Annotated in this window: 14 protein-coding genes; 9 read left to right on the top strand and 5 right to left on the bottom strand. The window is 36.9% G+C overall.

The annotated features are described in order from the left end of the window. The first annotated feature begins 175 nt into the window (after positions 1–175). Entirely contained in the window at positions 176–1,537 is a 1,362-nt protein-coding gene (locus MKY46_RS20325; protein WP_340835248.1) for a trypsin-like peptidase domain-containing protein, read from the top strand. A gap of 302 nt (positions 1,538–1,839) precedes the next feature. Then, entirely contained in the window at positions 1,840–3,036 is a 1,197-nt protein-coding gene (locus MKY46_RS20320; RefSeq protein ID WP_141905453.1) for an MFS transporter, read from the top strand. A 74-nt stretch (positions 3,037–3,110) separates the two neighbouring features. On the opposite strand, the gene MKY46_RS20315 is transcribed toward MKY46_RS20320, so the two are convergent. Continuing rightward, entirely contained in the window at positions 3,111–3,314 is a 204-nt protein-coding gene (locus MKY46_RS20315; RefSeq protein WP_004225662.1) for an alpha/beta-type small acid-soluble spore protein, read from the bottom strand. Between the two features lie 186 nt (positions 3,315–3,500). On the opposite strand from MKY46_RS20315, the gene MKY46_RS20310 reads away from it, so the two are divergent. From MKY46_RS20310 to MKY46_RS20300, 3 genes are all read left to right on the top strand, one after another. Then, positions 3,501–3,995 (top strand): YehS family protein, encoded by a 495-nt coding sequence (locus MKY46_RS20310; RefSeq protein ID WP_036123415.1) that lies wholly within the window; start codon positions 3,501–3,503, stop codon positions 3,993–3,995. A 141-nt stretch (positions 3,996–4,136) separates the two neighbouring features. Then, positions 4,137–4,331 carry a hypothetical protein gene (locus tag MKY46_RS20305; protein WP_036123412.1) on the top strand — a complete coding sequence of 65 codons (195 nt, stop codon included), beginning with the start codon at positions 4,137–4,139 and terminating at the stop codon, positions 4,329–4,331. Between the two features lie 512 nt (positions 4,332–4,843). Further along, positions 4,844–5,518, top strand: a complete 675-nt coding sequence (locus MKY46_RS20300) for a hypothetical protein (RefSeq protein ID WP_036123410.1) — start codon at positions 4,844–4,846, stop codon at positions 5,516–5,518. Between the two features lie 56 nt (positions 5,519–5,574). On the opposite strand, the gene MKY46_RS20295 is transcribed toward MKY46_RS20300, so the two are convergent. Continuing rightward, positions 5,575–7,269, bottom strand: a complete 1,695-nt coding sequence (locus MKY46_RS20295) for a methyl-accepting chemotaxis protein (protein ID WP_340835245.1) — start codon at positions 7,267–7,269, stop codon at positions 5,575–5,577. 265 nt (positions 7,270–7,534) lie between these two features. Further along, complete coding sequence (locus tag MKY46_RS20290; protein WP_036123406.1) at positions 7,535–8,530, bottom strand: M23 family metallopeptidase; 996 nt, start codon at positions 8,528–8,530, stop codon at positions 7,535–7,537. Positions 8,531–8,732: 202 nt separating this feature from the next. Here MKY46_RS20290 and MKY46_RS20285 point away from each other — a divergent pair, with 202 nt between their 5' ends. The 3 genes from MKY46_RS20285 to MKY46_RS20275 all read left to right on the top strand — a co-directional run bounded on the left by MKY46_RS20285 (position 8,733) and on the right by MKY46_RS20275 (position 13,409). Beyond that, the gene (locus tag MKY46_RS20285; protein WP_036123495.1) at positions 8,733–10,628 is read left to right on the top strand and encodes a PrkA family serine protein kinase; all 1,896 of its coding nucleotides are present in this window, start codon (positions 8,733–8,735) and stop codon (positions 10,626–10,628) included. Positions 10,629–10,814: 186 nt separating this feature from the next. Further along, entirely contained in the window at positions 10,815–11,972 is a 1,158-nt protein-coding gene (gene yhbH, locus MKY46_RS20280) for a sporulation protein YhbH (protein WP_036123405.1), read from the top strand. Between the two features lie 33 nt (positions 11,973–12,005). Continuing rightward, positions 12,006–13,409: a SpoVR family protein gene (locus MKY46_RS20275; RefSeq protein ID WP_036123402.1), complete on the top strand. Its 1,404-nt coding sequence runs from the start codon at positions 12,006–12,008 to the stop codon at positions 13,407–13,409. Between the two features lie 55 nt (positions 13,410–13,464). On the opposite strand, the gene MKY46_RS20270 is transcribed toward MKY46_RS20275, so the two are convergent. Beyond that, positions 13,465–13,884 carry a hypothetical protein gene (locus MKY46_RS20270; RefSeq protein ID WP_036123400.1) on the bottom strand — a complete coding sequence of 140 codons (420 nt, stop codon included), beginning with the start codon at positions 13,882–13,884 and terminating at the stop codon, positions 13,465–13,467. A gap of 195 nt (positions 13,885–14,079) precedes the next feature. On the opposite strand from MKY46_RS20270, the gene MKY46_RS20265 reads away from it, so the two are divergent. Then, positions 14,080–14,955 carry a radical SAM/SPASM domain-containing protein gene (locus tag MKY46_RS20265; protein WP_340835242.1) on the top strand — a complete coding sequence of 292 codons (876 nt, stop codon included), beginning with the start codon at positions 14,080–14,082 and terminating at the stop codon, positions 14,953–14,955. 30 nt (positions 14,956–14,985) lie between these two features. Here MKY46_RS20265 and MKY46_RS20260 read toward each other — a convergent pair whose 3' ends face one another. Beyond that, complete coding sequence (locus tag MKY46_RS20260; RefSeq protein ID WP_004225641.1) at positions 14,986–15,375, bottom strand: helix-turn-helix domain-containing protein; 390 nt, start codon at positions 15,373–15,375, stop codon at positions 14,986–14,988. Positions 15,376–15,543 lie beyond the last annotated feature (168 nt).

The following is a 15,543-nucleotide window of genomic DNA, read 5'->3' as shown; positions in this document are numbered from 1 at the left end:
ATTACTTCTGATAAGTATTTCTGTCGATTTTTATTTGAGAAAGGTGAAGAAAACGTCCAATTCTTTATAGAGTTGGGCTTTTTTGTTCGTAAGGAATAGAGGATTTAGAGAGAAATCAGAGAATTGTATATAAGTACCATTATATGTAATGACGTTTTATAGGAGTTGTATGAAGATGGTTGTGACAACGAGACCGTTAAAAATTAAGTATAAAAAGTTAGCTAATCCTTTTCAGGAGTTTATGCAGATTAATCCTCACAATAATGCCCTTACGAAGGAAGTGGTCTTTCTACGTTATATTGGTATACCTGATTCTGTAGATCTTTATAAAGAAAATATTTTAAAAATGGATGAGTATTTCACAAAGCAAAGCGTATTTTATTTACGACTACATAGGCTTGAGGTCATCAATAATAAGAAAGATGCAGATAGACTGTCGGAGCTTTGGGGAGATTGGCAGGCTGCTGCTGATAGTATGCAGTTACTGTATGAGACATCTTTATGCGGTAAATTAGCGAATGATCAACTTGAATGGACAAAAAAGCTTAGCTTTAAAAAAATTCTCCATCTTTTTAAAGAACATCAGCCGCATGCTAATGACACGTTACTAAAAAACTTTGCAGTTAAATTTTTATATTGGATGGATTATTATTTACCACAAATTTTTTCTAAGGAAAATCAAGCATCCTTTAAAATTGTTTTTATAGGAGACATTACGCAGCATGAATCATTATTCTTATATTTTTTATCGACACTTGGCTGCGATATATGTTATATGAGCCCTAAAGGGGATATCCCTAATTTGTATCCTATCATAGCAGCATCATCTACTTTGCAGAGTTGTCGTAATTGCTATGAAAAAGAATTCATAATCCCTAAAATGCTCTCGATGAAAAGCATACCATCACAACAACCGACGATTCTCCCAGCCCTTAGTACTAGCATGGTTACTACAGAAGAGTGTAGTTATGAACAGTTGGCTTCTTTAGCGACGTCTGTTGTGATGATAAAGACATTTGGTGCAGATGGTAAGGTGTTATGTTTTGGTTCTGGAGTTGTTCTCCATCGGGATGGCTATATTTTGACGAACTTGCATGTTGTAGGTGGTGGGAACTATTATTCAGTGCTATATGAAAATGATCCAAACGAATATATTACCCATCAATTTGTGAAATATCATGACATGCATGATTTGGCTATTTTGAAGGTAGACAGAACAAGTCTACCTTTGCCTGTTAAAATAGAGGGTCAATTAGTTCGCGGGCAAAAAATTGTGGCGATTGGCAGTCCCTTAGGATTATTTAATTCGGTTTCTGATGGAATTGTTTCAGGCTTTCGAGATCTTCGAAAAATGTCTATGATTCAATTTACGGCTGCTATTTCCAATGGCAGTTCTGGTGGTGCTTTATTGGATATGCATGGACGATTGGTCGGTTTGATAACAGCAGGCTTTGATGATGGTCAGAATCTGAACTTAGCTGTACCAGCTCATTTGATTTATCAATTTGCCCAAAACTTTATTGAAGTATCAGGCTAATTTCCACTATTCAACCATTGCTTTTTCATTCGTAATCTTATAGAATGTAGAACGGTATAAATGAACGATATATAAATCCTTTAATACGGTCCAGAGAGGCTGAAAAGGGCTATGTGATATTTTTAAGCTAATATCTTTGCTTTGTCATGCCCTTTTGTCCTCTGTGACGGAAGGGCTTTTATTATTGTTCCATACTCCTCTTTTAAAGGAAGTCCCGTGAGGCTTCAAAAGAGAATGGACAAGACAGCTATAATCCATTCACTAAAAGAGATCGACAACTAGAAAATTGGAGGCTACAAAGAATGGATTATCGTAAAAAAACCGTGGTCGCTTCAGTGGCAGGGTTAACGCTAGAGGGAATGGACATTATGTTTATTTCTTTTGCTATGACAATGATTATTGCAGAATTTAATATTGATCTTGCAACTGGTGGATTGATTTCATCCATCACAAATATTGGAATGCTAATGGGTGGTATTATTTTTGGTGTGTTGGCCGACAAATATGGTCGCGTAAAAGTGTTTACGTATACCGTCATATTATTTGCCATCGGAACAGCCTTAACAGGCGTAGCAACAAGTATTGAGCAAGTTTATGTTTATAGATTTATCGCTGGCTTAGGAGCTGGTGGGGAATATGGTATTGGTATGGCACTTGTGGCGGAGGCTTGGCCGAAGAATAAACAAGGAAGAGCTTCTTCGTATGTAAGTGTAGGGGCACAGTATGGGGTGATCTTAGCGGCATTATTAAGTGCCATCATTTTACCAACTTTAGGATGGAGAGCTTTATTCTTCGTCGGTTTATTACCAGTTATTTTTGCCTTTATCGTACGTAAAAATCTTGATGAATCACCAGAATGGGTGGCGTCACAGAATAAACAAAACAATAAGCAAGAGAAAGGGAAATTGGCCCAGTTATTTGCTTCACCACGAATCACGATGACGACTCTTTCGCTGATTTTAATGGCTACTGTTCAAATCGCAGGCTATAATGGCCTCATGATTTGGCTACCATCTATGCTACAAAAATCGCAAGGATTATCAGTTTCCAGCTCAGCCTTGTGGACAATTAGTACCGCTGTCGGCATGATTATTGGAATGCTGACATTTGGTAGATTTATGGATCGTTTTGGTGCAAAGCGTACATTCGGTATCTTTTTATTAGCCTCAGCCTGTGCAGTATTCCTTTATTCCTTTGCAACAGGTGCAGTAGCCATATTATTAGGCGGTGCTGTTGTAGGATTTTTCTCTAACGGAATGTTTGCAGGGTATGGTGCATTAATTAGTAGCTTCTATCCAGTCCAAATTCGCAGTACAGCAACGAATACTATTTTTAACTTTGGTCGAGCAATAGGAGGATTTTCACCAATCTTTGTCGGCTATATTTTACAAAGTTATGATATGACAGTCGTTATGATTTACTTAGCAGCATTGTATTGCATTTCCTTTATCGTCATGCTGACACTTCAGGGAACAGGCAAGGGTTTGCAAACGGCTTAATCCTATACATCACGAAAGAACGAATTCCACTTCTTCAAATGGGATTCGTTCTTTTCTTATTAGTTTTTATTTAATTATAATAAACCTTTTGAACGTTTCTCAGCGATTTCAACAAGGCGTTTTGTAATTTCTCCTCCAACGGAACCATTTGCGCGAGAAGATGCTTCTGGCCCAAGCTGAACGCCAAATTCTTGTGCAATTTCATATTTCATTTGATTGACAGCTTCGTGTACGCCCGGTACTAGAAGCTTATTTGAACTACGGTTATTGTTAGCCATTGTTCTCACCTCCTTGAGCTTAGAATGGTTGCTTACCAACTTTTCATACATTTAAAAAGAAGGAAACGCACACGCTAAATGCTAATAACAACAACTTGTGGAAAGCCAGCAATAATCAGCAAACTCTCTGTTATAATTAAGCCTGGCTCTTTACTATAGAAGGTTGATTAAAGGAGGAACAACAGAATGACGAATAATGATATTTTAATTCGTTTACGCTATGCATTCGATATAAAAAATGTAGATATGGTGGAAATTTTTAAGCTAGGTGGTATGAATTATACGAAAGAGGAAGTATTAAATATGCTCATTAAGATTAATGATGAGGAAGAAGCACCAGAAACATACATTAGTTGTAATAATAAAATGTTGGAAGCTTTTTTAAATGGACTCATTACCTTTAAACGTGGGCCACAGAAGCCAAAGGAAGGACAGGCTGAGGGACCACTACCTGTGTCTGGAAAAGAAAGTCCGAACAATATGCTATTAAAGAAAGTGAAAATTGCCTTATCCTTAACAACTGAGGAGATGCTTGAAATTTTATATGATGGTGGAATTAAGGTGACAAAAGGTGAATTAGGTGCCATTTTAAGAAATCCAAGTCACCGTAATTATAAAGAGTGCGGTGATTCGTTCGTACGTAATTTTTTAAGGGGCTTAACATATAAATATAGAGGGTAACAGACAGATGTTTTAAATCATAAAGTACCATTTTTTTCTTTAAAATTCGTTGACAATTTGTGACGAAATTGTGTACAATAAATTTATCACAAATTGTTCACAAAAAAGATGAAAAATGTTCACAAACAAAGGGGTGCTTGTATGATTTATTTTGACATCTTATTAGTAGCTATTGCATGCGTTACAATGCCTTTTATTGTTGCAGTTATGCTAGATATTTTTTATGCAGAACGAAAAAAAGTTCGTTTTTCATTACGTCGTACTTCATTATGGTATATCGCTATGTTTGCACTATCGTTTATACCATCCGTTTTACTTGTCACACAAAACGTATAATGCAATCAAACACTTAGGGGTAAGTGGAATGAAATAGGCAGCTACAACTCGCATTGAGGTTGTAGCTGTTTTTTTATGTTGATATGACAAAATGATTTTATACCGAAATGGAAGGGTTCAATAAATGACATGGTGAATGAAAACTTCACAATGATGTATTCTCAAGTAAATAAACACTAATTAAAGATGCATTCAATAGTCTAAAATACGCAGTATGATTATTGCTGGTATTATTGTTATTGGGATTAGCCGGATTCCGGGAATGTTAGGGGAAGCTTTCAAGTCAATTTATAACGGGTATCACGATTGTCGTGGTGAGCTTACTTGTACTACCATCACAACATGTCCTTGGTGCAAGCAGTAAAGAAAAATTAAACTATGGAGAGCACGAGGTCATTGAATTTCAATGGATTCGTGTTTTTTATTAGAATGAAAAGCTAGAGTCGAGAATAAAATTGCTAGTACATCAACCTATTTTTTCTAGCAATTATCTTGATAAAGGCGGGGTCTGAATGAAAAATATTTTCTTCATTTTATTAGGGATTGTCTATCTTTTTCTAGCAAATGCAATTGAATTAGCCATCATTAAGCCATTATTTTTTTTAATAGGACTTGCTTTAGTCAGTATTGGTAGCATTCGATATATAAAAGAACGTTATATTGCTGCACAAACTTTGGTACAAATGACGGAAGCTAGTGAAGAAGAGATAATGGCTATTCCTCATACCCAATGTACATTATCCAATGATGCTTTAAATGCTTTATTGTTAAATGAACAGACAAATACGCTTATTTTTGCACGAAGAGAATCGCTAGATGAAGAGTTGACAATAATAGAGATTCCATTTAACAAAATATATGAAGTGGCCATCATGGAAGACGAAGAGTTTATGATTAGAACAAAGAATCACCTTATGAGTGGGTCTTTACTTGGGGAAGCGGATGAAATAGAGGAAGTGGAGGTGGAGGAAGATACAATTTCGCAGCTTTCTTTAAAATTAGTAGTGGATCATTTATCAGAGCCAATTCAAGAATATATGTTTATGGATAATGGTGAAGAGCCAATTTCAAAAGAGGAAGAGGACTACAAGGAAGCTATGGAGCTTTGTGAGAAATGGTTTCAAAAGATAAGCGTAATTATCAAACGTCATGAATTGGAAAGAGTTCCGATCAATCATTGGCAATAATCGAAAAAGCTATCTCGAATTAGAAAAATTTGAGATAGCTTTTGTTGTGTAGTTCGTTAAATTTTAAATTGCTGTAGTTGGGTGTTTAGTTCTTCAGCCATTCCTGCGAGTTGATTTGCACTTCTAGCGATTTCATCCATTGTAGCGGCGGTTTCCTCTACAGTTGCTGTTGTTTGTTCAACACCGGCGGCGGATTCCTGTGAAATAGAAGCCATGTCATCTATAGAGACATTAATGGTTTCTGAATTTTGAGCAAGATGATGTAAATTAGCAGAAATGGTCGTAATATTCTCGATCATATCCTCTACTGCATTTGATATTTGATCAAATGTTTCGTTTGTTTGATCAAGCTGTGCGGTTCCTCTTTTAACTTCTTCATAGCCTGATTGTAGGGCAGAAGTGACATTGCCTGTCTCACCTTGAATACGATGGACGATTGTTGAAATATCCGTGACAGAGAATTGCACTTGTTCAGCGAGCTTGCGGACTTCATCTGCGACAACGGCAAAGCCTTTTCCGTGTTCACCTGCTCGTGCTGCTTCAATCGCTGCATTGAGTGCGAGTAAATTTGTTTGATTTGAAATCTCGTCTATAACTGACACAAGCTTGGAAATTTCGGCGGACTGTTCATTCAAACTTTCAACCTTTTTCACAGAATCTAGCATAATATCATTAATCGCAGCCATTTGTTTAGTCGATTGAACCATTAAGCCTTTACCAGAAACCGTTAAATTTTGGACATGGCTAGAATGTTCTTTTAATTCAACGCCTTCTTGTGTCGTGTCATGAATACTGCGCTTAAAGGCTGTCATTGTTTCTGCTAAATCACCCGTTGTGGACGCTTGTGTTTCTGTACCTGAAGCAAGCTCTTGCATGGTTACTGTAATTTGCTCTGTACCTGCTTGTACTTCATTCGATGATTGAGCCAGCTCTTCACTACTTGCGGCCACTGTTTCTGAAACGGTGTAGATGGAATGAATCGTTTGTTTTAATTTATTGTTCATTTCATTAGCAGCAAGCATTAACGTGCCGATTTCATCTCGTGTTTTCACTGCTAATGGCTCCAGTTGCAAATTACCATCTGCTAATTCCTTCATACGATTCGCTACAACTTTAACCGGTCTGGAAATGGTACTAGCAGTGATAATAGCAATTAGAATACCAGCTATAGTTAAAATTAAACTGAAAGCAATCCCGATTGTTCGGTTTTGAGAGCTTGTTGAAACAACATCATTACCAACGGACGTAATCGCATCGGCACGTTCATCCGCAAGTTCCTCATAACCATTGCGTACTTTTGTCACGAGGGCATGTGTATCCATTAAATTTTCTAAAGCTAACTCTTTATTGCCCTTTTCGTAGATATCAAACACCTCAGTGTTGACAAGATTACTCCAATCACGTGCTATTTCTACTAGCAGAGTACGTTCATCTGATGTTTCATATTCGTCTAGAATAGCATTGTTTTCCTCAGCCATTTGACGATATTCATTAAACGTTTCCTTATATTTTTCATCACCAGTCATTACATAGTTTAAAGCTGCTGATAGTCGCACACTCATAGATAATGCTAAATTTTTACTGGCATTTAAAACAACTAGATCTTCCTTTACTAAACCTTTTGCCTGTCTCTCCATATTTGTATTGGAATTGTAAGTATAGGTTGTAAAGCTCACTACTAAAACTAACAAAAAAATAAATGCACTTAAAATTCGAGCTTTAAGTGTTTTAAACTGTAAAATGCCTTTCATTTCCCCATCCCTTTACTATCTCATTGAGAATTTTATTCAATCATAATTATTATTTTATAACTATTTGTGTAGATTAATAAGGCTTTCGGTAAAAATAGTTAAAAATAGTTTTTTAGTACAACCGTATAATAGGTTCTGGGTTGCCTGTAGTTAAATATATATAGATGTCTAACGACTAATGAATATATTTGCGTATAATTTTCCTATATAATAAGAAAAAAGCACCTGTAGCAAAATGCTTCAAGTGCCATGTATTATAAAAGATCTATTGTTTTTGTTTTTTTGCTTGCCGCTCCCATTGCAATAATGAAGGGTATGGATCAAAAGCCCATTCGGTTCTTCCATTAAATTTGTAAATACCATAATGAAGATGAGGAGGGAATTTTCCTGATGTACCTTCTTTCCCATATCCAGAGCTTCCCACATAGCCAAGCACCGTGCCAGGCTCTACAACAGAGCCTACCTCAATGTCCTTATGATAGCTACCAAGGTGGGCATAATAGTGATAGGAGTTATGATTATCACGAATACCAATACGCCAGCCACCAAATTGATTCCAGCCTTTTACCTCAACAATTCCATAGGAGGTAGATAAGACAGGGGTTCCATAACTTGCAAAAATATCGGTTCCTTCATGAATCCGACGTCCACCCCAGCCTCTATTGGCACCCCAAGTACCCCTGTAACTGTAATTCGAGCGAATATTGAGAGGGAAGGTATGTGCATCCAGTTCAATTGTTTTAAAATGTCTGTACAGTGTGGAAATCGTAAAAATTTGATTGACTGCTTCTTCACTTCCATAATATTCCCATAATGCTAATTTAAAATCCTCATCAGTCGTGCCGAATTTTCCTAAATAACTAGCCATTGAAAAAATGACATCCTCATCATCCTTTGGACTAGCGATTCCATCATGATTCCCATCAAGGCCCATACCACCGAAATAGCTAATCGTCTCAGGTGAGGTATCTTCCTTTACAGGATTTAATGCGCCTGACCAATATTCATCAGAAAATTGGATAGCCAAATAGCCTTCTCGTTTAGGGATATCTTTACGAACAGATTGGAGATTTCTTTCATACTGATCGATAGCCGCTAAAAAATGCCAAGGAATGAGTAATTCATCAAATTGTACATAATAGGACATACGCTGTTGTAAAGCTTCTTCTTCTGTTAGCTCCTCTTTTGCAAAAGAGGCAGTAGGGTACAGCATCATTCCTAAAAATAAAAATGTGAAAAGAAAAATAAAATGGCGATGCAATGATGGACCTCCTTTCTAACGTTAGAATAACCGAAATTTTTATCTTCATTCAGTAAGCTTAAACAGCCAATAAATCCGCAATCTTTTTATCCCTAAAAAAGAAATAATAAGAAGAAACGTCGTCAAAGAAAAAGTAATGGGTATCATCATGCGATTAACTTCATACTATGTTATAAATCAAGCCCTGAATGGAGGGAAGGCTATTAACATTTTAGATAAAGTGAAAAACTATCGCGAAGAAGAAAATAGGCTGAAGTGGGAAGGGACATTTGCAGATTATTTAAACATCATTAGGGAAAGACCTGAAGTTGCTCAAACAGCCCATTCACGCGTCTACAATATGATAAAAAGTTCTGGTGTAGAGGAACGCGATGGGCAAAAAATGTACAAATTTTTCGGACAAGAAATTTTTGGGCTTGAAACAGCAATTGAAAGACTGGTGGAGGAATATTTCCATCCAGCAGCGCGCAGGTTAGATGTTAGAAAACGTATTTTATTATTAATGGGACCTGTTAGTGGTGGTAAATCAACAATCGTTACTTTACTGAAGCGTGGATTAGAACAATATTCGCGCACAGATGAGGGTGCGGTTTACGCAATTAAGGGATGTCCTATGCATGAAGATCCATTACATTTAATTCCACATCATTTGCGTAATGAATTTTTTGAAGAGTATGGTATAAGAATTGAAGGAAGTTTATCGCCTTTAAATACGATGCGTCTTGAAAAGGAATACGATGGGCGTATTGAAAACGTGATGATTGAACGTATTACCTTTTCGGAAGATAAACGTGTGGGCATCGGAACATTTACACCATCAGATCCTAAATCACAGGATATTGCTGATTTAACAGGAAGTATTGATTTTTCTACTATTGGTGAGTTTGGTTCAGAATCAGATCCCCGAGCATATCGCTTCGATGGGGAACTCAATAAAGCCAATAGGGGTATGATGGAATTCCAGGAGATGCTGAAACTCGATGAGAAATTCTTGTGGAACTTATTATCTCTAACACAGGAAGGAAATTTCAAAGCGGGGAGATTCGCTTTAATTAGTGCAGATGAATTAATCGTTGCTCATACAAACGAAACGGAGTATCGATCCTTTATTTCGAACAAGAAGAATGAGGCATTACATTCTCGAATTATCGTTATGCCGATACCGTATAACTTAAAAGTTAGTCAGGAAGAGCATATATATCAAAAGATGATAAAAGAGAGTGATATGTCCCACGTCCATATTGCACCGCATGCTTTAAAGGCCGCAGCAATCTTTTCGGTTCTCACTAGATTAGAAGTGCCGAAAAAACAAGGTGTGGATCTGATTAAGAAAATGCGCTTGTACGACGGAGAAAATGTGGAGGGATTTAATTCCGTTGACTTGGAGGAGCTGAAAAAAGAGTTTCCGAGCGAAGGGATGAACGGTATTGATCCACGCTATATCATTAACCGTATTTCTTCTGCTATTATTCGTAAAGAGGTGCCATCGATTAATGCATTAGATGTTTTACGGGCACTGAAGGATGGATTAGATCAGCATGCTTCTATTTCTCAAGAGGATCGCGAAAAATATATGAATTACATTGCGGTTGCACGTAAGGAATATGATGAAATTGCTAAAAATGAAGTACAAAAGGCTTTTGTGTACTCCTATGAAGAATCGGCAAAATCATTGATGAACAATTACCTTGATAATGTAGAGGCATTTTGTAATAAAAATAAGCTATACGATCGACTAACTGGTGAGGAAATGAATCCTGACGAAAAATTAATGCGCTCGATTGAGGAGCAAATTGGTATTTCAGAAAATGCTAAAAAGGCATTTCGTGAGGAAATTCTCATTCGTATTTCTGCTTATGCACGAAAAGGTAAACGATTTGACTACAACTCTCATGAAAGATTGCGAGAAGCGATTCAAAAGAAATTATTTGCGGACTTGAAAGATGTTGTGAAAATTACTACTTCTTCTAAAATGCCAGATGAATCTCAACTGAAGAAAATTAATGAGGTTGTTGCAAGACTAGTTGATGAACATGGCTATAACACAACATCGGCAAATGAGCTGCTGCAATATGTAGGAAGTCTACTCAATCGGTAATTAATTTTCACCTTGATTTGGATTGTTACAAGTCAGATAGGAGTGTCCCAATTTTAGGGCACTCCTTTTACTATCAGGACAAGGGATTAATATAGATGCACAATTCATTTTACGAAAAAAGTTCAAGAATTTGGCTCACAAGCATAGTATAGAAAAAGCGAATTTGATAGATGGGTGAGGATAAAAATGACTGAACACGAAAATAAACGCTTTGTCATCTCTCAGGAAAATTGGTCTCTCCATCGTAAAGGGCACCAGGACCAGCAACGCCATATGGAAAAAGTGAAGGATGCGATTAAAAATAATTTACCCGATTTAGTTAGTGAAGAGAGTATTGTGATGTCTAATGGTCGCGAGGTTATTAAAATACCGATTCGTTCACTTGATGAATATAAAATTCGATATAACTATGATAACTCTAAGCATGTAGGGCAAGGACAAGGGGATAGTAGTGTTGGAGATGTAGTAGCTCGAGATGGCAGTAAAGCAAATCAGGCTCAAGGTAAAGGAAAAGAGGCGGGTGACAAGCCTGGCCAAGATTATTATGAAGCGGAAGTCAGTATTGAGGAAATTCAGAACGTCTTATTTCATGAACTTGAGTTACCTAATTTACAACAAAAAGAAAAAGCAGATATTAAAACCGAAAAAATAGAGTTTAATGATATTCGAAAAAAAGGGCTAATGGGCAATGTTGATAAAAAACGTACGATTTTAAATGCAATAAAGCGCAATGCCATGAAAGGGAAAGCTGAAATTACGCCAATCCATAATGATGATTTACGTTTCAAGACGTGGGATGAGATTGAAAAGCCCGAATCCAAAGCAGTAGTACTTGCCATGATGGATACGAGTGGTTCGATGGGAGCTTTTGAAAAATATTGTGCACGGAGCTTCTTCTTTTGGATGACGAAGTTTTTACGCTCCAAGTATGAAACAGTGGAAATAGAATTTATTGCCCATCATACAGAGGCGAAGGTGGTCACGGAGGAGGAATTTTTCACAAAGGGAGAAAGTGGAGGAACTATTTGTTCGTCAGCTTATAAAAAGGCACTGGAATTGATTGAAGGTAAATATCATCCTTCTCGCTATAATATTTATCCTGTACATTTCTCAGATGGTGAAAATATTTCAATGGATAATGAAAAGTGTTTGAAACTGGTGGGAGAGTTAATGGATGTCTCCAGTATGTTTGGCTATGGTGAGGTGAACCAACATAACCGTTTTTCAACACTTATGTATACTTACAAGAAAATTGATGATCCCAAATTTAGATACCATGTTTTGAGAAAAAAGGGCGATGTATACGATGCCTTAAAGAGCTTTTTCAAAAAAAATGAAGAGTGAGCTCAGCACCACGTTCAAAGGAGGCGGCGTAAAATGGACACGAAAGAGCTTCACCGAGCAATAGATGAAATTACCGAAATTGCCTCAAGCTTTGGCTTAGATTTCTATCCAATGCGTTATGAAATTTGTCCAGCAGATATTATTTATACATTTGGCGCCTATGGTATGCCTACGCGTTTTTCCCATTGGAGCTTTGGAAAACAATTTCATAAAATGAAGCTTCAATATGACTTAGGGCTTAGTCAGATTTATGAGCTTGTGATCAATTCTAATCCATGCTATGCATTTTTATTGGATACCAATACGTTAACTCAAAATAAATTGATTATCGCTCACGTATTAGCACACTGTGATTTCTTTAAAAATAATGTGCGTTTTTCCAATACTAGAAAAGACATGGTAGAGAGCATGACGGCAACGGCCGAACGAATAGCTGGCTATGAAAGAGAATATGGCAAGGATGAGGTTGAGCAGTTTTTAGATGCAGTGTTAGCTATTCAAGAGCATATTGATCCCTCCATTATACGTCCTAAGCTATCTTGGAGTGAGGATGAGGAGCTTGAAGATGAAAAAACACCAGCAAAATCACCATACGATGATTTGTGGAGCATCGAAGAAAAAGAAAAAGTGTATAAACCTATTAGACGAAGATTAAAGCAATTTCCACCAAAGCCAGAAAAGGATATCCTGTTATTCCTAGAGGAGTATAGCCGTGAGTTGGAAGACTGGCAACGAGATATATTAACAATGATGCGAGAGGAAATGCTTTATTTTTGGCCACAATTGGAAACGAAAATAATGAATGAGGGATGGGCTTCCTTCTGGCATCAACGAATCATGCGAGAATTAAAATTAACAACCGCTGAGACAATCGAATTCGCCAAGTTAAATGCAGGGGTTGTCCAGCCGTCCAAAACATCAATTAATCCATATTACCTTGGGATAAAGATTTTTGAGGATATTGAAAATCGCTATAATAACCCTACAGAGGAAATGAAACGGTTAGGCGTGCAGCCAAACACCGGACGTGAAAAAATCTTTGAGGTAAGAGAGATAGAATCAGATATTTCCTTTATTCGAAACTACCTAACCAAAGATTTGGCAAAGCGAGAAGATTTATATTTGTTCCAAAAGAAAGGGAATGAATATCGTATCACTGATAAAGATCATGAGATGGTACGAGATCAGCTTGTATCGATGCGTGTAAACGGCGGCTTCCCATATATTGTGGTGAAAAATGGCGATTATTTACGTAATGGTGAGCTCTACTTAGTACATGGTTACGAAGGGATGGAGTTAGATCCGCAGTATTTAGAAAATGTATTACCTTATATTTATCAACTATGGGGTCGCCCGGTACATTTAGAAACATACGTGGATAATAAGCCAATGCTCTATTCATATGATGGTACAAAAAATTATAAACGTAATGTCTAATAAAAAACTTCTATCTGTTGACAGCTTGCTCAAACAGATAGAAGTTTTTTAGATCCTACTGCTCACTATCTTCAGTTAACACATCCATGTCCTCTTCATTACTTTCACTATGATTTGAAGATGAATGGATATCGCTATCAATTACTAAGCTATCCCGTACTTTTATTCCTTGCTGGCCACCTGCCTCGTCATTATGATTACCAGCTATACCACTTCTGCCATTTCCATCAGCAAATTGAGAATGAACATTGCGTGTATGACTACCGTTACTAGCATTTTGTCCACCTTGGTTGGCATTTGTACCTACATCATGATTGATTTGACCTCCACCTTCTGCTCGCTGTTCAAAGTGAAAGTCTGTATTTCCTATATTGAATGTAAAATTAATCGTTATATGATTTTTCCCTTGCTTATTAGAGGATTCCCGCTCAGGTTCGTCAGGTCCAAAAAAATTTTTAGAACTAAAACCAGACATTATTTCTCCTCCTTTCGTTTAATATACTATTAACATATTAGCGCTTCGTAAACCCACTTGTACGTGTAGCCATGTTATCTAGAGAAAAGGTAGGAGTGTCCAGAGGTAAACTCAACGATTTTTGCTATCTATCCAATAAATTTGTTAAAATGAATGAGATTTGATTATTTAGTGAATGGGAACGGAGAAGCAACGTTGAGAACATTTAAAAAGGTTTATATAGAAATAACGAGTGTTTGTAATTTAGCATGTAGTTTTTGTCCACCTACAGCTCGTGCAAAAGGACTTATAAAAGTCGAACAATTTAATAAAATATTAGACGAAATTCGCCCACATACCAAATATATTTATTTGCATGTCAAAGGAGAGCCACTTTTACACCCAAGGATCGACCAGCTATTAGATGCCGCCCATGCAAAGGGATTTAAAGTCAATATCACAACAAATGGGACACTTATCAAAAAGAATCGGGAAAAAATATTAGGAAAACCGGCATTACGTCAAATTAATTTCTCATTGCATAGTTTTGATGGGCATGAAGGTTCTGAAAACCGTGAAAAGTATTTGGGGGATATTTTGGATTTTGTGCGGGATGCTAGAGAATATAAGACCATCATTTCCTATCGTTTATGGAATTTACAACAGGATCATGTTTCGGATGTTGCAGCACGTCGAAATCGTGAGACATTAGAAATATTAGAAAACGAGTATAATCTTGATTATCACATTGAAGAAAGAGTAGAGCCTGGTAAAGGGGTAAAAATTGCTCCTCATGTTTATTTGAATCAAGATCATGAATTTAGATGGCCGAGCTTGCTTGAACAAGAGGACGAGGGTAAAGGTTTTTGTCATGCATTGCGTAGTCAAGCAGCTATTCTTGTGGATGGAACAGTTGTACCTTGCTGCTTAGATGGTGAAGGTGTCATTAATTTAGGAAATGTTCATGAGAAATCCTTCTCAGAAATTGTGGAGGGAGAACGTGCCAATAAGATTGTAGATGGTTTCTCACGAAGAGAGGCTGTTGAGGAACTATGCAGAAAATGTGGCTATCGTCAAAAGTTTGGTATGTAGCTATTATTGAAAAGAAGCAGCTCCGATGTGTCATTGACCATTGGAGCTGTTTTTCTTCGATTGGGAATCAATCGTATCTAAAAAATCCTTTGTAATACGAACTACGTATTTTACCTCGTCTAAGTTACGTTCTCTTAATAATGATCGATGAATGTCTAGCATGAGGTTCTTTTCCTCAATATCAGTAACGCCAGATAATTTTTGAAAATTAAAAAGCTCCTCAGGGGTAATATCCAATGCCTTCATAATTGTTTCCAATGTACTAAGGGTAATATTAGATTGTCCATGTTCGATATTGGAAACGCGTCCTTTACTGAAACCTAACTTCCCTGTTCTTTCAGCCACTTCTTCTTGGCTTAGCCCTTTGGATAATCTAATAATACGGAGTTGTTCACCTACTAGCTTTAAAAAATCTGACATATGATTCACCTCTATGTTAAAAGCTAGTGAAAAATAGTGGAAATGACTATACTATTATAGTGGTATAATAGAGAAAATGTACCTTTAAAATGGTACAATGTTTAATGAGAAATCTTTTATTAGACAATAGCCTAAATAAGTTACTAGGTAAAAGGCGTTAGTGAAGGT

This window comes from Lysinibacillus sp. FSL M8-0355 (genome assembly GCF_038008985.1).
Classification (GTDB): Bacteria; Bacillota; Bacilli; order Bacillales_A; family Planococcaceae; genus Lysinibacillus; species Lysinibacillus fusiformis_D.
Note: the sequence above shows the minus strand (reverse complement) of the source record. Positions and strands in the feature narration are given on the sequence as shown.

Coding starts and splice junctions, on each gene's coding strand:
- MKY46_RS20320 (WP_141905453.1), top strand. CDS start 1,840: ATGGATTATCGTAAAAAAACCGTGGTCGCTTCAGTGGCAGGGTTAACG.
- MKY46_RS20295 (WP_340835245.1), bottom strand. CDS start 7,269: ATGAAAGGCATTTTACAGTTTAAAACACTTAAAGCTCGAATTTTAAGT.
- MKY46_RS20305 (WP_036123412.1), top strand. CDS start 4,137: ATGATTTATTTTGACATCTTATTAGTAGCTATTGCATGCGTTACAATG.
- MKY46_RS20260 (WP_004225641.1), bottom strand. CDS start 15,375: ATGTCAGATTTTTTAAAGCTAGTAGGTGAACAACTCCGTATTATTAGA.
- MKY46_RS20275 (WP_036123402.1), top strand. CDS start 12,006: ATGGACACGAAAGAGCTTCACCGAGCAATAGATGAAATTACCGAAATT.
- MKY46_RS20300 (WP_036123410.1), top strand. CDS start 4,844: ATGAAAAATATTTTCTTCATTTTATTAGGGATTGTCTATCTTTTTCTA.
- MKY46_RS20315 (WP_004225662.1), bottom strand. CDS start 3,314: ATGGCTAACAATAACCGTAGTTCAAATAAGCTTCTAGTACCGGGCGTA.
- yhbH (WP_036123405.1), top strand. CDS start 10,815: ATGACTGAACACGAAAATAAACGCTTTGTCATCTCTCAGGAAAATTGG.
- MKY46_RS20270 (WP_036123400.1), bottom strand. CDS start 13,884: ATGTCTGGTTTTAGTTCTAAAAATTTTTTTGGACCTGACGAACCTGAG.
- MKY46_RS20325 (WP_340835248.1), top strand. CDS start 176: ATGGTTGTGACAACGAGACCGTTAAAAATTAAGTATAAAAAGTTAGCT.
- MKY46_RS20310 (WP_036123415.1), top strand. CDS start 3,501: ATGACGAATAATGATATTTTAATTCGTTTACGCTATGCATTCGATATA.